This window comes from Thermococcus celericrescens (genome assembly GCF_001484195.1).
Lineage (GTDB): Archaea > Methanobacteriota_B > Thermococci > Thermococcales > Thermococcaceae > Thermococcus > Thermococcus celericrescens.
The window spans coordinates 1-16,599 of sequence record NZ_LLYW01000012.1 but is presented as its reverse complement, the minus strand read 5'-3'; the positions used below and the strand labels follow the sequence as shown (position 1 = coordinate 16,599).

Genomic DNA, 16,599 nt, shown 5'->3' with positions numbered 1-16,599 from the left:
TTCTTTGTTTTTTCAGCTCCGAGTTAAAAACACTCTCAGTCAAACAGAGGATACTAAAAACTGTATTTTTATTAGAAAAAACTGCTACCTATGCTACCTCGCTACCACCAGTTTTTTTAGTTTTTAGCGCTACCTCCGCTACCAGTGCTACCTTGTTATCATGATATTAACGTTTTATTATGGATGCATGCACTATGCAGGGTAGCGGCGGGTTTGCTGGTAGCGGTTTGTGACTCCAGTCTCTTCGCTCGGACTTGGTACTCGGATTCTCTTCCTGTATTCTCTCCAGCCATACCCCGTTAGAATTCCCTTCAGTAACATAACAACTGAAAAAAAGAAAGGGAGATCATCCCCCTGCTGGGATAGTTATTGTCTCCACGTTTAGTTCATCTTCAGGTTCGTCACTCTCAAGTTCATCTTCTACCTGTAAAAACTCTAGAAGCTTGTACAGGTTAATTGCCACGACTTTTGTGTTCTTCTTGCTAACTCGTCTAACTCCATAGCTCCCTCCAATTAATGTGGCAAGACTTTTCATTGATAGCTCACCAACATGTTTTCTGAGAGGTTCTTGGATTTCTCTTGTGATAATGACATCCCCATTTCTCTCTTTTAACCAGGGAATGGCTTCTTTTTCAATGACCTTTATGAGGCGGTACATGAAGTTATTGTGCTCTACCCCCTTGTCCGGAAACATTCTGTATGCGTTATTTACTTCTTCAATTATCATCGTTCTGATGCGGCTCATAAGGTTATCCTCGTAATCTACCAGTGTCCTACTGTCAGCAAAGAGATTTAACCATTTAGGTTCTTCTTGTCCGCTGAGGGTGTAGATCTCTCTTAATAATTCTGTAGCTATTTCGGGCCAGTTGTTTGGTGTAAATTCAATGTCTCCTTTATTCTTGACGAGAAACAATATTGCATCTCCAATGACTCTTAGTTTTTTCATTGCCTCTTTTTTGATCCTTTCAAATTTTTCTGCCTCCTCTCTAGTTTTTCGTTCCTGAATTTCAAAATAGAGCACGTGAAACCTTCTTAACAGTGCATCATCGGTTGGCAGTAGTTTATTCGATGTAAATATTACAGGGGATAATGCTTTGGATGTAACGTACACTCCTTGGACATAGCGTCCTCTTGCAATTGTTGATGTTACTGAGTTCTTAATCAGCTCTGTCGTGTCATCTCTGCCAAACATCTCTCCAGGTTCACTTATTATCACTGGGAATGTAGTTTCCTCGATGATTTTTGTAAACCTAGCTGGTGTCGCCGCTGATGCACCACTTTTCTCCTCAATTACTACTTGGTCCCCCCATATGCTAGTTGCTAAAAGCGCTATTGTTGATTTTCCGGTTCCTGCTGCCCCAACTAAGAAGAGCCAAGGTAACCATCCCCTTTTTTGTTTTTGCATGAATGCAAAGGGAGCTACCGTGCTCCATTTCAGCACTGTCACGAATTTCTCCTGTTCAGTTCCATACCACCTTGTCACGATTTCATCTAATATTTCTAGTGCTTCCCTTAGTTCATCTACGGATTTCCTCTGGCAGTTTTATCTTTGTGTAGTGCATTTCTCCCTGGTACCAAAAGACTCCCATCTTTGAAAACTCAGTTTTGGTCTCCACGAGTCCACTTAGGATCATATTGTTAAGAATTGCATTCAATGCATCCTCAGCAATGCGGTTTTTAACGATGTAGCCATTTCTTTTTAGTACCGAAAGGATGTCTCGTCTCTCAACACCTTGTAAGGTCAGGGGTACTGGGCTTAGGTTCGACTCAAAAACAATATCCAAGTTTTCTGTGCCGGAAATTGGATCAATGTAACGTATTGCCTTAGTTGGAACTGCCTCAATAATGCGTCCCTTTTTTAAGAATGTCTTTTTACTTCCACTCTTATCTTTGAACTGCCCCTTCCCTATGTATTTTTCAGCAAGGTCCGCATAATACACTAATCCTTCACTTTCGTTCTCATCTACAAATATCATGCCCGAACTTGTGCTTGGGACACCAATGAGCTCTTCGAGACGTTTCATTATGCTAATAACTTGTTCCTCATCCTCCAGCGCCCCTTCTAGGAACTCTACTAAATATTTTTTGCCTGCGACGTTTATTCCACATCTCCACTTTTCGTAGCTCCTAGTTACCACGTCAAGTCTATTCCTAAATTCTGGCGTCTCATAATCTGGATCATCTCCTTTTTGAGCCAGAAATGTTGCAACTTTTAATGCATCTTCCATGCTGATTCCGGCCTTTGCAAGCCATCCTGAGAGGGAGTAAACGATGTTGTTTCTAAACCCTTCCTTGTATGCGGGAGCAAGTACATTTGCAATTTCAAGCATATCTGCTTCCGTTAGCCCATTTTTCTTCTGTGACTTGTTGAATGATGCGTTTTTACTAGTTTTCAAGATTTCTGTTGGGAGTTTATCTTCTGGAAAGAGGACTCTCTTGATTTTTAACATAGTTTCAATGGAGACTTTTTTGATATCGATCCATTCCCCTTCCAGTTCATATTTCTGACCAGATGGATGGACAGATGGTGGCGCAACCACATATTTTCCCTCAGACTGAAAATCAACATGCCATTTCTCGCTCCGTTTTGAAGGGAATAATTCCCTGAACGTCTTCTCATCTGAATCGACTCTTAAATACACATGCCTTCCCCTGTTAGTTATTACTGTTCTTGTACCAAGAATGATGTTTTTCAGGTCTTCATCAATAGTATTCAGGAATTCATAATACTTGTCTTCTTCATCAAAGTCCATTACAATGAGGTTCCCCGAGACAACGCCACATATGATTGCAATATTTTTAGGTTCGGACTTCTTGAACCATTTCTCGAGTTTTATTGCAGGGGGACGCTTTTTTTGATACTGCCTCCATTTAATTGCGGCTTCTTTCGTTTTGAACTTGAGTGGAATCACTGCAAGTCCCTCCTTGTGATATTGGATGGCATACATCAAAGGTTCGTTGTAGTATTTGCTTAGTTCCTTGCTCATGCGCTCACCACCAGCTTGTTTTTTGTGTTTGTTGTTCTGGCATTGGAGTCGCACTCCTGCTCTTCTTCTGTAGCAAGGAAACTCATGAGGTCAAAAGTTGGATAATAGCTGTCCACGTACTTTCCTCTCTCAAATAGCTCGTCAAAGTGTTCTTCGAGAATTTTCCTTAATGCTCTGGCACTTCTCCTGTTACTAAGTTTCAGAGCCTCAATGTACAGCAAAGCTGTTACTGCACTCTTAGATGTGGCTTCATCTAAGTGTCTTACATACTCAGCAAGAAGCTCCAGCCATTCTTCCTTGGTAAGGCCTACTGCAGTAAGAAGACTGTAAAGGTTACGGTTGGAGGGGCAGTAATGTTTATTAATACAGGAGGTGTTTAAATTAACATGGGGATACATCTATCTCACCTCTCTGTCCTTTTTAGTTTTATGAATATTAAATTTTGATTTCAAACACCTCCTGAATTACAGGACTGAGCTTCTTGTCTAGGTCTCCAAAAACTCGGAAATACTCGCTCTGTATGTTAAAGAACACTTTTTTGTTCCTGAGGACGGATACGTAGTATTCAATGTCAACTCCGACCCTTCTCCCGAGCAGGTAATTTTTCACTCGGAAATCCATTCTATTTGCTTCTGCATAATTATCCCAGAATTTTCTGAACTTCCTTACTGTTATTATTGAACTTTCCGCTGAGTAGCGTCTGCCATTTATGCTGATGTACCCAGTTTCTATGTTTAATGTGCTAGGATTGAATGCATAGCTAATCTTTTTGTCTAAGTACTGTGAGCTTATCAAGTAATTTTCAGGATACAAGCGGTATTTCCTTATGTAACTCTGCAATGAGGCTTTCAGGAAGGGATGAAGCGGGAAAATAGTAGTTCTATGTTTGATATCGTCTTCTGACAGTTTGTTTCTTGTTATGAACATGTAGTCTTCTTCAAACTCCACGTCCCTAACGAGAAGATCTGACAGTTCAGTACTCCTCGCCCCAGTGAAGATAAGTAATGCCGTTGCAATGCGTACTTCATCAAAGGTTCTCTGGGTCATTCTAGCTTCTTTTGCCGAGATCTTTGTCTTGAGGATGCGTAGGTATGTTAGAGCGTCCAAGATATCGTTTAATGTCACGGATTTGAGATTTTCGTACTCTCTGTACTTATCCAGAAGGAGTTTTCGTTTTTCTACTGTGTTCCTCCTGCGCCTTGTTGGATAAAGATGCTTTCCTTTTATGTACCTCTTTTCGGAGAACACCTTAGAGACATTGATGTAGTCACTGAGTTCTCCTCCTTTTTTCATTTCTAGCATCTCGTCTAATGCTTGTTTTAAATAGAAGGAGTACACTTGGAAAGTGTGCCTTTTTACTCGGAGGGAGAGATCTTGTAAGTAGGAGATAATGTCCTTCTCACTAATTAGCACGTATGGAGTTAGGTTTGTGTTAATGCCTCTTTTAGTGTGGCCCTCATAATAGATCTCACCATCTTGCTTCTTTTTGTTTAGTATGTATGTGGCGAAGGAATTTAAAGCAGTCATGAGGTTTCTGTACATTCCATAGGAGTATCGCCCGTTTTCGTATGCCTCTACAAGTAGCCGCTTGTAGTTATCCAAATCACGCGTAGTTAGTTTGAAGGCATTTTCTACAATACTACTACCGTCGGGTGTTAATGCTTTCTCAAAAATTTTCATCCGGTTCTCCCTCATTTTTTCGTCCCCCCATGGGTTTTATCTTCCTTGTTATTATTTTCTATGATATCATCCCTTAAATACCTTCTTGTAAAAATACATGTTAAAATGTTGCCCAGTACTATTAGAATATCCACATAAATATTGATATTTTTCCGAATAAAAGAGAATTAAGGATTTTATCTTCCATGACACTCATCACGGGCGGGTTTCCAATCTGCATTCTCAAACCTGTTTTTCGGCTAACGGGCATTTTCGGCGGAGTGGGTATCATCGGTTAAATGGACCCTACTACCCCCACTCCCCTAGAAGTGGTGGAAAAAAGAGGGTTAATAAGCTTTCCTCAAATCTTGGAAGCACAGATCAATCCTCGATACCTCTTTCGGTTATCCTGAACATCGCCTCGTTTTCGGGTAAGTGCGGCGACTTTATCAAACGAGCCACCACCCTGTTTGAGTTTCCACTCCCCTTTTTACGCAGATACAGTCTAAACGTCGAGGTCGCTTCAAGAAGATGGCCACCCCACGGTCGTCCCATTGAGGCATCGTTGGTAATCAGCACCGCCACCCTGTAAAGTTCTGAGATACGATGAAGGTTCGATAAATGCTCTGCCAGCCGCTGCTGTCTTTCGGCCAGGACTCTTCTGCCCACGTACTCCCTCCGAAAGTGCGCTGGAATTGAATCAACGACCAATAACCTGACAGGCCTATCTGATTTGGCATTCTCACGGATCAAGTCCTCTGCCCTCTCAATAAGAAGCAACTGATGGTTACTGTTGAAAGCCCTGCCGATGTAGATATGCCCAAGAACTTCCTCCGGGTCAAGGCCACGGTTTTCTGCAATCTGCCGTATACGGTGTGGATTAAAGGTGTTCTCGGTGTCTATCCATATGACCGAACCGCGAAGACCCCCTTCGTCCTTGGGGAGCTGGACCATCACCGCAAGAGCGTGGGCAAGTTGAGTCCGGCCACTTCTGTGCCCGCCAAAAACCTCAGTTATTGATTCCGTCCATATTCCACCCCCAAGAATCGAATCCAAACTATTGCTGCCTGTTGAGATTTTGTCAACCGATTGGAGCTTCTTCATATATTCCTCAGCGCTTATAAAAATATCAACGAAGGCAATTTTTCTGGCGGCCCGGATTATCTTGAGCGCTGTACCTTCACTTATTCCCGCAATCCCCTTGAGTTCCATCGGAGAAGCAACGGCTATGGCCCCGATGCTATCATAGCCTGCCTCACGAAGCTTTTGGGCAGTAACAGAGTCTATCCCAGGCAGCTCATCAATACCGTTTCTTTGGTCTGTCTCCATCATATCCGGCACCTCCTTTGTGACCTCACTAAAGAATATACCTTCCCAAATCATTAAAAAATTATGCCCCCATGAAATAGTATTACTTAAGCTACGGACTTTTGATCAATGAAAACCATTGCATCGTAATGGAGACACTAGAATTTTATGCCCAAAAACTGTATCATGACATCGGTGAGTATGATGCGCATCGTTCCCCTCGCCTCTGAGAGCCTCGGTGTAAGGAGCCTGGCAACGTTCGTGGAAGCCGGAGGAATAAAAATTCTCATCGACCCCGGTGTCGCCCTCGGGCCGAAGCGCTACGGCCTTCCGCCTGCAAAGGCCGAGATAGAGGCACTCCATAGGATGCGCCGCAAGCTTCAGGGTTATGCCCGGAGGGCGGATGTGATCACCATCTCCCACTACCACTACGACCACCACACCCCCTTCTTTGAGGGCCTCTACGAGAGCTCAAGCGAGGAGTACGCGAGGGAAATCTACTCCGGAAAGCTCCTCCTCATAAAGCACCCGAGGGAGAACATCAACTTCAGTCAGAAAAAGAGGGCCTGGGCCTTCATGAAGAACGCCGAACCGATAGCTGAAACGATAGAATTCGCCGACGGAAGGAGCTTCGACCTCGGCGGCGTTGAGTTGGAGTTCTCTCCAGCCGTCCCCCACGGAAGCGAAGGTTCCAGGCTCGGCTTCGTTGTGATGACGCTCATAGATGACAGCTCTAGGAGAGTAATCCACGCGAGCGATATTCAGTTGCTCAACAAAAAAGCTGTAGAGTGGATAATCGAGAAGGCCCCAGACCTGCTCATAACTGGGGGACCGCCGACATACCTAGGTAAGCGCGCTGAGGGAAGCTGGGAGACGGGGGTTAAAAACCTCAACGAGATAATCCGTGAGACGAACGCGGAAATAATCCTCGACCACCACATCATCAGGGATAAGAACTATCCGAGGTTCTTCGACGAGCTCGAGGATAGACCAAAGACCTTCGCGGGCTACCTGAAGGTTGAAGACCGACCGCTGGAGGCCTACAGGAGGGAGCTTCACAAAAGGGAGATGGGCGAGGAGGTGGAGCTTCCGTTCAGTTTCTGACTCATTGCAGCCTCTCAGCCGGCACCATCGTCTGGAACATTCTCTGGGAGAATCCCGGGGCCAGTTCTTCAAGAGAACCGTGTTTTCTATCAGGCTCTCTCTGTCCACTATGCCCTCTGTCAGAATCACGTAGTCGCTGACACTGATTATCCATGAGTGGAGCTCTTTAGGTATGGTGTCCCTGTTGACTATGAAGATTGCCCAGTGGTCGTAGCCCTCCTTCAGGAGCCTTTCTGACCGGATGAGGTACTGGAGCATCATGTTCTTCAGGAACTTTCCCCCGAACAGCTCATAAAGGCCGTCGAGTGTTGCTATTGCCCCGACGACGGTTCTGTCCTTTATGCTGTATTTCTCCTGTATCTCGTCCATCACCTTCTCGATCCGGGATTATGAGGGTTCTATCCACAGTCTCGATTGAGTACACGAAGTCAAGTCCAGTCTGCTCGTTGAACATATCGATAACCGCCAGCCGCCCGTTCCTCCCGGCCTCAACGATGTCGAATCCAGCCGACCTTGCCCTCTCCAAGAGCTTCCTAACGGGGACGGTGGTGTTCATGATGATTCCAAAGGCGCCCCTCTCTATTTCCCTTCTGAGATACTACACACCTATCTTCCAGCCGAGGCTGTACTGGCCGTAGGAGACCAGAAGGACCCCTCCAGGAATCACCTCACCGATATCAAAATCCTTGCGCATCGGCCTCACTGGAGAAAACTCAGAAGCTTGCGTTAATAATGTACTGGTACAACGCTCTAATGGCTCACGTCGAGAGGAATCCCCCGTCCACGGGGATTATCGCCCCGTTGACGTAGCTCGCCAGGTCGCTCGCGAGGAAGAGCATGACCCTGGCCACCTCATCCGGCTGACCGAAGCGCCCCATCGGGAGGCGTGCGTTGAAGTTGAAAGATATGCTTATCTTCTCCATGTCGAACTTCATTATCGCCTCCTTCTTGAGCTTCTTTACCCCTTCCGTTTCTATGCCCCCCGGGACCACCACGTTGGCCCTGATTTTCTTCCCGTAGTCCCTCGCTATCGCCCTGGTGAGGGCAACCACGCCCAGCTTGGCCGCGTCGTAGTGCGCCAGTCCCTTGGCAAAGGGCAGGAACGCCTCTATCGAGCTCACGTTGATTATCACTCCCCCTTTGTCCTTCCTCGCCCGGACGAAGTGCTGACACATCCAGAAGACGGAGTCGAGGTTTATCGCCATGACCTTTTCGTAGAACCCTTCATCGACCTCAGTGAAGTCCTTGAACCAGTAGACGCCGGCGTTGTTCACGAGGATATCCGGTTCCCTGCCCTTCAGTGACTCCCAGAGGGCGTCTATCTCTATCTTCCTCGAAAGATCGACGCGGTGAACGTTTACATCAGCCCCGAACTCCTCGGCGAGCGCCTTGGTTTCCTTCAGTCCGAACTCGTCTATATCCACAAGCTCCAAGTCGGCGCCGGCCTCCACAAACCTCAACGCCGTCGCGCGGCCTATTCCAGATGCCGCGCCCGTTATCAGGGCCCGCCTTTCCCTCAGGGAAAGGAGCTCACCCAGCGATTTCTCCATGCTCATACCCCCATAATCCTTAGAACCTCCATCTTCATCTCATCGACGTTGAACAGTTTGCCGCCCGAGAGAAGGTGATGCAGGGCCAAACCGTCAACCAGCGCTCCAAGGAGAAGTGCTTTCTTTTCCGGCTCATCTACCCTGGCTTCTCTGAGCACATCAGAAACCGAGCCCGTGTACCTCTCGTAGAACTCATCCCAGTCGCAGGTTCTGTTGAGTTTGAGGCTCTCCTCGTACAGCTCAAGGAAGAAGCGTGAAAGCTTTGGGCTGGCCGTTATCAGTTCGAAAGCCGCATCGATCAGAGTTCTAAGCTTCTCCTCCCCCGAAAGCCCTTCCAGCCGGCCGTTGAGGTTCTCCAGCCATTCGTCGAGGAGCGTAAACAGAACCGCCCTTGCGAGATCATATTTGCTCGGGAAGTGGTGAAAAAGACCGCCCTTTGAGACACCCGCCTTTCTGGCTATCTCCTCCATTGAAACGTCGTGATACGACCTCTCGCTGAACAGCTCAAGGGCGGCCTCTATTATTCGTTTTTTGGTTCCAAATTTCCTCATCGTTCACCCTCCGAATGCTCTATTCCAAGCTCCCTTCCCGATTCAAAGGCATCTAGAACTCTTTTTATCCAACCCCTTGCCTCCGCTACTGTCTTCGGATTTTCATCGAGTATCCAGCCGTTGAGAACCTTGATAGCTATTATCCTACCCCTGATGTTCTCCGTCATCATCCTCAAGTACCGCCTTTCGGGGTATCTCTTTCCGAGCTTTCCAAACCTGTCCGCTGCAGAGTATGAAAACGGCTACATGCTTCCCATCCAGGCCATTCTTTGAGAGCAGGAATTCTTTGACTCCTGGAAGGGGCGCTCGTAGTAGATGGGTGCCCCGACGATTACAAGGTCACAGCCCTCAACATTGGGATTGTCAGAGGCTCTGAGGGTTCTGACATCTATCCCCACTGACCGCTTCGGCCATCGCCCGTGCTACTCTCTCTGTGGAGCCCCTCCTGGACTCATAGACGATGCAGACCTTCATTATTTCACCTACCGACCGGTCGGTTTTTAACCTTATAAGCCTTTCGCTGGAAAGCCTTAAATCCCGGAGAGGGGAAAGTTGTTTCAGGTGAGGAAGATGAGAGATTTCTACATCGCCCACGAGGAGGATATAAAAGCCGGAAAGACCACTGACGTTTACTTCATCAGGACAAAGAAGATTCTGGAAGAAAAGGGCATCCACAAGAAGGTCTTCGCCGATGTCACAACGACGAGCCTCCCGCACGGCTGGAAGTGGGGTGTCCTGGCGGGGATCGAGGAGGTTGCAAAGCTTCTCGAAGGGCTGCCGATAAATGTCTACGCCATGCCAGAGGGGACGATATTCCACCCCTACGAGCCGGTTATGCAGATCGAAGGCTTTTACAAGGAGTTCGGAATCTATGAGACCGCCATGCTCGGCATGCTCAGCCAGGCGAGTGGCATAGCCACCGCAGCGCTCAGGACAAAGATAGCGGCGAAGTTCAAGCCGGTTTACTCCTTCGGGATAAGGCACATGCATCCCGCTATCGCCCCGATGATAGACCGCTCGGCATTCATAGGCGGATGCGATGGTGTTTCCGGCGTTCTTGGGGCCAAGATGATCGGCGAGAAGCCCGTTGGAACCATGCCCCACGCGCTCATCATAACCATAGGCGACCAGGTAAAGGCCTGGAAGTACTACGACGAGGTAATGCCGCCCGAGGTTCCGAGGACGGCCCTCATTGATACCTTCTACGACGAGAAGTTCGAAGCGTTAATGGCCGCGGAAGCCCTCGGAGAGAGGCTTGATGCTGTAAGGCTCGACACTCCCAGCTCAAGGCGCGGCAACTTCAGGAAGATTGTTGAAGAGGTGCGCTGGGAGCTTGACCTCAGGGGCTACGGGCACGTCAAGATATTCCTCAGCGGCGGGCTCAACGAGGAGAGCCTCAAGGGGCTGGCCGATGTTGCCGATGCCTTCGGCGTCGGTGGAAGCATAGCTAGCGCCAAGCCGGTTGACTTCTCCCTCGACATCGTGGAGATCGAAGGGAAGCCTATGACCAAGCGTGGAAAGCTCAGCGGAAGGAAGCAGATATACCGCTGCGAGAACGGGCACTACCACCGCGTTCCAGCCGACAAGAAGTTCGAAAATTGCCCCGTCTGCGGGGCCAAGGTTGAGCCGCTCCTCAAGCCGCTCATTGAGAACGGTGAGATAGTGGCGGAGCTGCCAAAGGCGAGAGAGATAAGGAAGTACGTGCTGGAACAGGCGGAGAAGTTCGGGCTTAGCCTGGAGTGACCTTTTCTCTTTTATCTTCTAAATCTCTCAGAAAAGCGGCATGTAATGAAAGGGGAAAAAGAAGAGGCTTCAGGCCTCCTCAACGGTTATGCAGCTGACCGGGCAGGCCTCAGCGGCCTCAACGGCGCAGTTGTAGAGAGCCTCGTCCTCGATAACCTCGACGATCGGCTGGGCCTTGCCCTCGTCGCCCATCTCAAAGACGTCCGGGCAGAGGCTGGCACAGATGGCATCTCCGATACAAACGTCCTGGTCAATCTTAACCTTCCACGCCATGGAACATCACCGGACTTAGATGAACCCAGGCGAATATAAACTTTTCGTCGGAGGAACGGACGCTGAAAGACGAAAATACGTAGAAAAAGGGAGCAAACCGCCCGTTGATGAACAAAAATTGACAGAATGGGTCAGTAGAGTCCAAGCCTTTTCTTGTACTCCGGGCTGATTCTGTCGGGCGTCCAGGGCGGGTCGAAGGTTAGCTCGATTTCGGCGTCCTTGACGCCGGGGATTTCGAGAACCTTGTCCTCAACGGCCCGGAGAATCCACATCGTGAGCGGACAGCCTGGGGTCGTCATCGTCATCTTCACGTACACGGTTTTATCCGGTCTGACATTTACCTCGTATATGAGGCCAAGGTTGACGACGTCCACACCTATCTCCGGGTCGATAACTTCCTTGAGCTTTTCCAGTATCATATCTTTGTTCAGCTCGGCGTTCTCTTCGGCCTTCATCTCCCTCTCGCGGTTTATCGTTATGGTGCCCACTCCTCCAATCTTTCCGAGCTCCGCGTTGAGCCTTATCAGCACGTCATCGATGTTCGGAGTGTCCTTCGCGAGGGTGACCGCCACGTCCCCCTTCTCGTTCACCTCAACGGATTTTACGAACTTCTCGTCAACGACTGCTTTAACAACGTTCTCAACTTCCTCTTTCGTGACCATTATTCACCACCTGGGTGAAGTTCAGGATGACAGATTTAAACCTTTTGGGTCAGAAATGGGTAGCTACTGGGATAGGATGTCGAATATCAGCCTCTCCGCCATCTCGGGAGTAAGTGCCCTTGCGCGGAGCTCCCTCAAGACCCTCTGAATGCCGAACCTCTTCAGGATCGGTGAGTTCTTCGCCGCGGACTTCCAGAGGGTGCATCCGAAGCCGAGGGCATACTTTCGTCCGAGGGTTACTATTGCCTCGCCCTTGTCAAGGGCCAGAAAGGCCGGAAGGTTCAGGATAACCACGTCCCCATTCCTGTGGATTGATATAAGGCCGGAGCTCAGGAGGTCGCCTGAAGCGACGATTTTTATCCCGTTCTTCCTGGCGTAGTCTTCGATGGCGTCCATAACCATCGTGTGGCAGCGGCCGCAAACCGGTGCCCCCTTCCTTATCTGCTCCCTCATCTCGTCCATATACCCTGGTATCTCCACGAAAACCGCACCCTGCGTCATGGCATTGAGGAGAACCGGCTCCCTCATCTGGGGGAGCTTTGCCATCACTGGAACGACGTTGAAGCCTGCCCATCTGAGTATTTTGAGGGACGCCGTGCTGTCCGAACCGGCAGAAAAGGCGAGGGCTATCTTCACGTCAATAGGTGAGCGGTCAAACTCCTTCCCGTAAAGGCGGTATTCTACCAAGGCTTTCAGGCGGGAATAGGCTTCTTCGCCGATATCTCCCCTAACCCGCTCAAGGGCATCCAGGTTGTACTCGAGGCGGTACCTTTTGACGAAGTCGTCTCCCACGGGGCCTATCATCGGAGACCCAATCGGGGGATGGTTTATTAAACTTGCCGCTGGGAAAACCTTAAAAGAGACCCACCTTAACCCCGTTCACGAACAAAAAATGCTTCTGGAGGTGCTTGCGATGAGGGAGATAGTGGAGAAGGTTAGGGAGAAGACGAGCATCCCCGTTTACGAGAGAACGGTCGAGAACGTTCTGAGCGCCATCCAGGCGAGTAGAGACGTCTGGAGAATCGTTGACCTCAGCGAGGAGCCGCTCCCGCTCGTCGTTGCCGTTGTCACCGCCCTCCACGAGCTCGGCTACGTGGCCTTCGACGGCCCGAGCGTCGTCCTCACCCAGAGCGGCAGGAAGCTGGTGGAGAAGTATGGGATTGGCGCCAGAAAGGACTACACCTGCTCCCACTGCGAGGGCAAGACGGTCGAATTGGATGCCTTCAGCGACCTTCTCGAGCAGTTTAAGGAGATAGTCAAGGACAGGCCGCAGCCTAAGCATGACTTCGACCAGGCCTACGTTACCCCCGAGACGACCGTCGCCAGGATAGCCCTCATGCACACGCGCGGGGACCTTGAGAACAAGGAGGTCTTCGTCCTCGGCGATGACGACCTGACCAGCATAGCCCTTATGCTTAGCGGCCTGCCGAAGCGCATTGCCGTCCTCGACATAGACGAGCGCCTTGTGAAGTTCATCGAGAAGACCGCCGACGAGCTCGGCTACGAGAACATCGAGATGTTCACCTTCGACCTCCGCGAGCCGCTTCCCGACTACGCGCTCCACAAGTTCGACACCTTCATCACCGACCCGCCCGAGACGGTTGACGCCATAAGGGCATTCGTCGGCAGGGGAATAGCGACCCTCAAGGGGCCCGGCTGCGCCGGCTACTTCGGCATAACGAGGCGCGAGAGCTCGCTCGACAAATGGAGGGAAATCCAGAGGGTTCTCCTCAACGAGTTCGGAGTCGTCATCACCGACATCATCAGGAACTTCAACGAGTACGTGAACTGGGGCTACGAGGAGGAAACGCGCGCCTGGAAGCTCCTCCCGGTCAAGGTCAAGCCGTCCTACAACTGGTACAAGAGCTACATGTTCAGGATTCAGACCCTTGAGGGCTCGAAGGGCTTCGAGGAAAAGATAGAGATTGGCGACGAGCTCTACAACGACGAAGAGGCCTCGACGACATGAAAAATTAAAAGAGCCGTTTATTTCTTCTCCCTCTCCCCTCCGCGTTCTTTTCTTCTCATGATGAGCACTGCCATGGCTATCAGAACAGCACCCGCACCGATGTACAGGTACGCGATTTTGTCGTTCTCTCCGACCCCCTCTGCCGCCCTAAAGCCTTTTACCACGTAGGCACTTATCATTACTGGATTCTGGGAGGGGTATATCACCACGTAGCCGTCCAGCTCGGACACCTTGGCCTCGTCCGTTAGATTCCCAACGTACCTTCCGTCCCCGATTAGCAGGAAGGTGGCGTTGGTCAGCCTCGCCACGCCGCCCTCCACGGTGGTCTTTGGAATATCAGCGTAGAGGACATCCCTGAGGAATGAAACACCCTTGGTGTATGCGGTCATATTCACAAGTCCCGCCTGCCGGAGTGCCCAGACGGTCTTTGCGGTGGAGGTTAGTCCCGCCACCGAGCCGGGGGTGTATGGAAACGCGCCGTTGGGGTACTGCCTTTCCGCGAGCAGGTTCAGGGTTTCGTTGAGCTCCTTCTCCATTCCAAACTCGCTGAAGACTATGAGGCCATATGCGAAGTAGTATGTGGGGACGTTGTAATAAACGGGGTTTCCAGTTTTTGGATCCTTCGTTTTGAGCATCCAGGTGAGGTTGTTTGAGAGGTAGCTGAGAGAGGCGCCGTAGTCGTGGCTGACGTTCAGTTCCCTGAGCACCCACACCACGTACGCGGTGTTGTAAAAGTCCTTCCAGACCCCGTTTCTGGCAGTGCTTAGAAGATAGCCCACCTCGTCCGAGTAGTTTTCCCCGAGGAGGGCTTTCACCCGGGCAATCTCGGCAACCTGCCACGGAAACAGCCCGGAATAGTTGGAGGGAAGCTCTGGGGTCATGTTGCAGAGCAGGTAGTAATCGGCCAGGATTACCCTTTCCCAGTCGTCTCCAGGGGTTATCTTCCCGAGATACGGACACGCGATGCCCCTCAGGTCTTCAAAGCCCCCTACCTTGGAAACACTCAGCAGGTCGAGAACGCGGTAGTGGAGAACGCCCCAGAATCCGAAGTGTTCCTTTTCGAGCAGTTCCCTGCGGTACTTCTCATCCCCGGTGGAGTACAGGGCCATCGCTATGGCCCCGGTGGATTCAAAATCGTCGCTGAGCTCAACCTTCTCCCCGAGGTAGGCCAGGGCAAAGGCGCGGTAGGCTTTCAGCTCGCCTTCGGCGCCCATCTTTTCAAGTTCGTCCCTTTTTCCAAGGGCCAGGTAGCCGAATATCCGCTCTGCATCGGTTTTTGGCTTGGCCTCTATCAGCCAGCCCTCTCCACGGTTTATGGCATCTCTCACCTGCTTTTCGAACCCCGTAAGGTTTTCGTTGATGTACCCGTTCAGGAATTCCTTGAGCGCAATAACCGCAAGCGCCGTTCCGGTGTAGTCCTCCCACGAGCCGTCGGGATTCTGCTTGTATATCAGCCAGTATGCGGCGCCGTTAAGAACATCACGGTAACGGCCTCTGGCGATGTTTTCACCGCGCATAAGGGCCAGCATGGCCATTGCGGTGTACTTTGCCATGTGTTCTTCCCCGTAGGCCATTCCCCATGAATCAAAGGGCGTCTTCAACGCCACGAGCCATTCGCACCCCTCAAGAACCTTATCATAGTCCCCGGTTCGGTAAAGGGCAAGAACCGCAAAGGCAGTTTCGGGAACGGTGGGCTTGTAAACGTACGGCTCGATTTTAGCGCTCCCCATCGGGAGGGATAATCCGATGATCATCAGGATGAGCGCTGCCCCTAGAATCCGCCTCATTTCAACCACCTCAAAGAGAAAAGAAAAGGGTGTTAAAAACCTTCAGCCGTAGTAGACAACGACGTCGAGCCGGTAGCTGGCCCAGCCTGAGGTGCTGTAGGCGTAAACAAGGAACTTCCAGGTTCCCGGTGCTGGGTTGAGGTATTCAACGTGCTCGTAGCTGTTGGAGGTTTCAGAGCGGTCAACAATGCTGCCATTGGGGTCGTAGAGGTAGAGGTCGAGGTCGTGGGCGCTGGTGTCGAAGGTCAGGTCTCCGGTTATCTTGGTCGCGCCGCTGTTGACGGTCATGGTGAAGCTGTCGCTGGTGTCCCAGAAGTCGTGGACGGAACCAGAGAAGGTCTGGCTGTCGGTGGTCGGTGTCGGGCTGGGGGAGGGAGTGGTTCCGCTGGACTGGCTCAGAGAGCCGTCGCTGACGACGTCGACCTGGTAGTTGGCTGCACCGCTGTAGCTGACGACCTTAATCGTCCAGGTTCCCGCGGCGGGGTTGTAGTAGCCGACCTTTTCGAAGCCGTAGTAGGCGGTGTATGAGTAGTCCACCTGGTTTCCGTTGGGGTCGTAGAGGTAGAGGTCAAGGTCGCTCGCGCTGTTGTCCCAGTAGAGCGTGGCCGTGACGAAGGTCGCGCCGCTGATATCGAAGGCGTGGGTGGCGCTTCCCTTGTCGGCAACTGAACCGGTGAAGACGAGCTTGGCGTAGTTGTCGTAGTTTATGGCCCTGTACACGTTCACCCTACCGGCACCGTAGGCGATGTCCGCTATCTCGTCGGGCTTGACTATGTCGGCGGTCTCGATGAGGGCGGTCTTTATCTTGTCCGGGCTCCAAGTCGGGTGGGCCTGGAGTATGAGGGCCGCAAGGCCCGCAACGTGGGGAGTGGCCATGCTCGTACCGGAGGCCTTGGTGTAGTAGTTGTCTATCGGGGTGCCCATGCTGGTTCCGCTGGCGCGGGGAGCTATGATGTCAACACCCGGGGCAACGACTTCTGGCTTGAGCCTGCCATCTGCCGTCGGT

General features: G+C 50.7%; 18 protein-coding genes. 3 read left to right on the top strand and 15 right to left on the bottom strand.

Annotation, left to right across the window (positions count from 1 at the left end):
* Positions 1–346: 346 nt before the first annotated feature.
* The 5 genes from APY94_RS03730 to radA all read right to left on the bottom strand — a co-directional run bounded on the left by APY94_RS03730 (position 347) and on the right by radA (position 6,029).
* Complete coding sequence (locus APY94_RS03730) at positions 347–1,447, bottom strand: hypothetical protein (protein WP_058938358.1); 1,101 nt, start codon at positions 1,445–1,447, stop codon at positions 347–349.
* A gap of 70 nt (positions 1,448–1,517) precedes the next feature.
* Complete coding sequence (locus APY94_RS03725) at positions 1,518–2,987, bottom strand: bifunctional DNA primase/polymerase (protein ID WP_058938357.1); 1,470 nt, start codon at positions 2,985–2,987, stop codon at positions 1,518–1,520.
* Entirely contained in the window at positions 2,984–3,385 is a 402-nt protein-coding gene (locus tag APY94_RS03720; RefSeq protein WP_058938356.1) for a hypothetical protein, read from the bottom strand. Before APY94_RS03720 ends, APY94_RS03725 begins: the two co-directional genes overlap by 4 nt.
* A gap of 37 nt (positions 3,386–3,422) precedes the next feature.
* A complete protein-coding gene (locus APY94_RS03715) occupies positions 3,423–4,682 on the bottom strand; it encodes a hypothetical protein (RefSeq protein WP_157065459.1) in 1,260 nt (419 codons plus the stop codon).
* 345 nt (positions 4,683–5,027) lie between these two features.
* Positions 5,028–6,029, bottom strand: a complete 1,002-nt coding sequence (gene radA, locus APY94_RS03710) for a DNA repair and recombination protein RadA (protein WP_058938354.1) — start codon at positions 6,027–6,029, stop codon at positions 5,028–5,030.
* A gap of 129 nt (positions 6,030–6,158) precedes the next feature.
* Between radA and APY94_RS03705 the strand changes: the two genes are divergently transcribed.
* Positions 6,159–7,058 carry an MBL fold metallo-hydrolase gene (locus APY94_RS03705; RefSeq protein ID WP_058938353.1) on the top strand — a complete coding sequence of 300 codons (900 nt, stop codon included), beginning with the start codon at positions 6,159–6,161 and terminating at the stop codon, positions 7,056–7,058.
* Between the two features lie 289 nt (positions 7,059–7,347).
* On the opposite strand, the gene APY94_RS03700 is transcribed toward APY94_RS03705, so the two are convergent.
* The 5 genes from APY94_RS03700 to APY94_RS13830 all read right to left on the bottom strand — a co-directional run bounded on the left by APY94_RS03700 (position 7,348) and on the right by APY94_RS13830 (position 9,633).
* On the bottom strand, positions 7,348–7,614 hold the full coding sequence (locus APY94_RS03700) for a hypothetical protein (RefSeq protein ID WP_058938352.1): 267 nt from the start codon (positions 7,612–7,614) through the stop codon (positions 7,348–7,350).
* Between the two features lie 202 nt (positions 7,615–7,816).
* Entirely contained in the window at positions 7,817–8,608 is a 792-nt protein-coding gene (locus APY94_RS03695) for an SDR family NAD(P)-dependent oxidoreductase (RefSeq protein WP_211259696.1), read from the bottom strand.
* A gap of 2 nt (positions 8,609–8,610) precedes the next feature.
* Complete coding sequence (locus tag APY94_RS03690) at positions 8,611–9,159, bottom strand: TetR/AcrR family transcriptional regulator (protein WP_058938350.1); 549 nt, start codon at positions 9,157–9,159, stop codon at positions 8,611–8,613.
* Positions 9,156–9,335, bottom strand: a complete 180-nt coding sequence (locus tag APY94_RS13140) for a hypothetical protein (RefSeq protein WP_157065458.1) — start codon at positions 9,333–9,335, stop codon at positions 9,156–9,158. The genes APY94_RS03690 and APY94_RS13140 overlap by 4 nt, the downstream gene beginning before the upstream one ends.
* 187 nt (positions 9,336–9,522) lie before the next feature.
* Entirely contained in the window at positions 9,523–9,633 is a 111-nt protein-coding gene (locus APY94_RS13830; RefSeq protein ID WP_169791798.1) for a flavodoxin family protein, read from the bottom strand.
* 96 nt (positions 9,634–9,729) lie between these two features.
* Here APY94_RS13830 and APY94_RS03685 point away from each other — a divergent pair, with 96 nt between their 5' ends.
* A complete protein-coding gene (locus APY94_RS03685; protein WP_058938349.1) occupies positions 9,730–10,902 on the top strand; it encodes a nicotinate phosphoribosyltransferase in 1,173 nt (390 codons plus the stop codon).
* A 69-nt stretch (positions 10,903–10,971) separates the two neighbouring features.
* Here the strand turns inward: APY94_RS03685 and APY94_RS03680 are convergent, their stop codons facing one another.
* The 3 genes from APY94_RS03680 to APY94_RS03670 form a co-directional block, all read right to left on the bottom strand.
* Positions 10,972–11,175, bottom strand: coding sequence for a ferredoxin (locus APY94_RS03680; protein WP_058938348.1), 204 nt, complete (start codon positions 11,173–11,175; stop codon positions 10,972–10,974).
* Positions 11,176–11,306: 131 nt separating this feature from the next.
* Complete coding sequence (locus APY94_RS03675) at positions 11,307–11,837, bottom strand: metal-sulfur cluster assembly factor (protein ID WP_058938347.1); 531 nt, start codon at positions 11,835–11,837, stop codon at positions 11,307–11,309.
* Positions 11,838–11,900: 63 nt separating this feature from the next.
* On the bottom strand, positions 11,901–12,641 hold the full coding sequence (locus APY94_RS03670; RefSeq protein ID WP_058938346.1) for a hypothetical protein: 741 nt from the start codon (positions 12,639–12,641) through the stop codon (positions 11,901–11,903).
* A gap of 109 nt (positions 12,642–12,750) precedes the next feature.
* Between APY94_RS03670 and bpsA the strand changes: the two genes are divergently transcribed.
* Complete coding sequence (gene bpsA / locus APY94_RS03665; RefSeq protein ID WP_058938345.1) at positions 12,751–13,806, top strand: N(4)-bis(aminopropyl)spermidine synthase; 1,056 nt, start codon at positions 12,751–12,753, stop codon at positions 13,804–13,806.
* 17 nt (positions 13,807–13,823) lie between these two features.
* On the opposite strand, the gene APY94_RS03660 is transcribed toward bpsA, so the two are convergent.
* Both APY94_RS03660 and APY94_RS03655 read right to left on the bottom strand, forming a co-directional pair.
* Positions 13,824–15,593: a prenyltransferase/squalene oxidase repeat-containing protein gene (locus APY94_RS03660; RefSeq protein ID WP_058938344.1), complete on the bottom strand. Its 1,770-nt coding sequence runs from the start codon at positions 15,591–15,593 to the stop codon at positions 13,824–13,826.
* A 42-nt stretch (positions 15,594–15,635) separates the two neighbouring features.
* Positions 15,636–16,599, bottom strand: a 964-nt coding sequence (locus APY94_RS03655; RefSeq protein ID WP_157065457.1) for a S8 family serine peptidase, incomplete at its 5' end; no start/stop codon positions are given.

Coding starts and splice junctions, on each gene's coding strand:
- APY94_RS03725 (WP_058938357.1), bottom strand. CDS start 2,987: ATGAGCAAGGAACTAAGCAAATACTACAACGAACCTTTGATGTATGCC.
- APY94_RS03685 (WP_058938349.1), top strand. CDS start 9,730: ATGAGAGATTTCTACATCGCCCACGAGGAGGATATAAAAGCCGGAAAG.
- APY94_RS03670 (WP_058938346.1), bottom strand. CDS start 12,641: ATGATAGGCCCCGTGGGAGACGACTTCGTCAAAAGGTACCGCCTCGAG.
- APY94_RS03680 (WP_058938348.1), bottom strand. CDS start 11,175: ATGGCGTGGAAGGTTAAGATTGACCAGGACGTTTGTATCGGAGATGCC.
- APY94_RS13830 (WP_169791798.1), bottom strand. CDS start 9,633: ATGAAGGTCTGCATCGTCTATGAGTCCAGGAGGGGCTCCACAGAGAGA.
- radA (WP_058938354.1), bottom strand. CDS start 6,029: ATGATTTGGGAAGGTATATTCTTTAGTGAGGTCACAAAGGAGGTGCCG.
- APY94_RS03660 (WP_058938344.1), bottom strand. CDS start 15,593: ATGAGGCGGATTCTAGGGGCAGCGCTCATCCTGATGATCATCGGATTA.
- APY94_RS03700 (WP_058938352.1), bottom strand. CDS start 7,614: ATGAACACCACCGTCCCCGTTAGGAAGCTCTTGGAGAGGGCAAGGTCG.
- APY94_RS03690 (WP_058938350.1), bottom strand. CDS start 9,159: ATGAGGAAATTTGGAACCAAAAAACGAATAATAGAGGCCGCCCTTGAG.
- bpsA (WP_058938345.1), top strand. CDS start 12,751: ATGAGGGAGATAGTGGAGAAGGTTAGGGAGAAGACGAGCATCCCCGTT.
- APY94_RS03695 (WP_211259696.1), bottom strand. CDS start 8,608: ATGGAGAAATCGCTGGGTGAGCTCCTTTCCCTGAGGGAAAGGCGGGCC.
- APY94_RS03705 (WP_058938353.1), top strand. CDS start 6,159: ATGCGCATCGTTCCCCTCGCCTCTGAGAGCCTCGGTGTAAGGAGCCTG.
- APY94_RS03715 (WP_157065459.1), bottom strand. CDS start 4,682: ATGAGGGAGAACCGGATGAAAATTTTTGAGAAAGCATTAACACCCGAC.
- APY94_RS03720 (WP_058938356.1), bottom strand. CDS start 3,385: ATGTATCCCCATGTTAATTTAAACACCTCCTGTATTAATAAACATTAC.
- APY94_RS03675 (WP_058938347.1), bottom strand. CDS start 11,837: ATGGTCACGAAAGAGGAAGTTGAGAACGTTGTTAAAGCAGTCGTTGAC.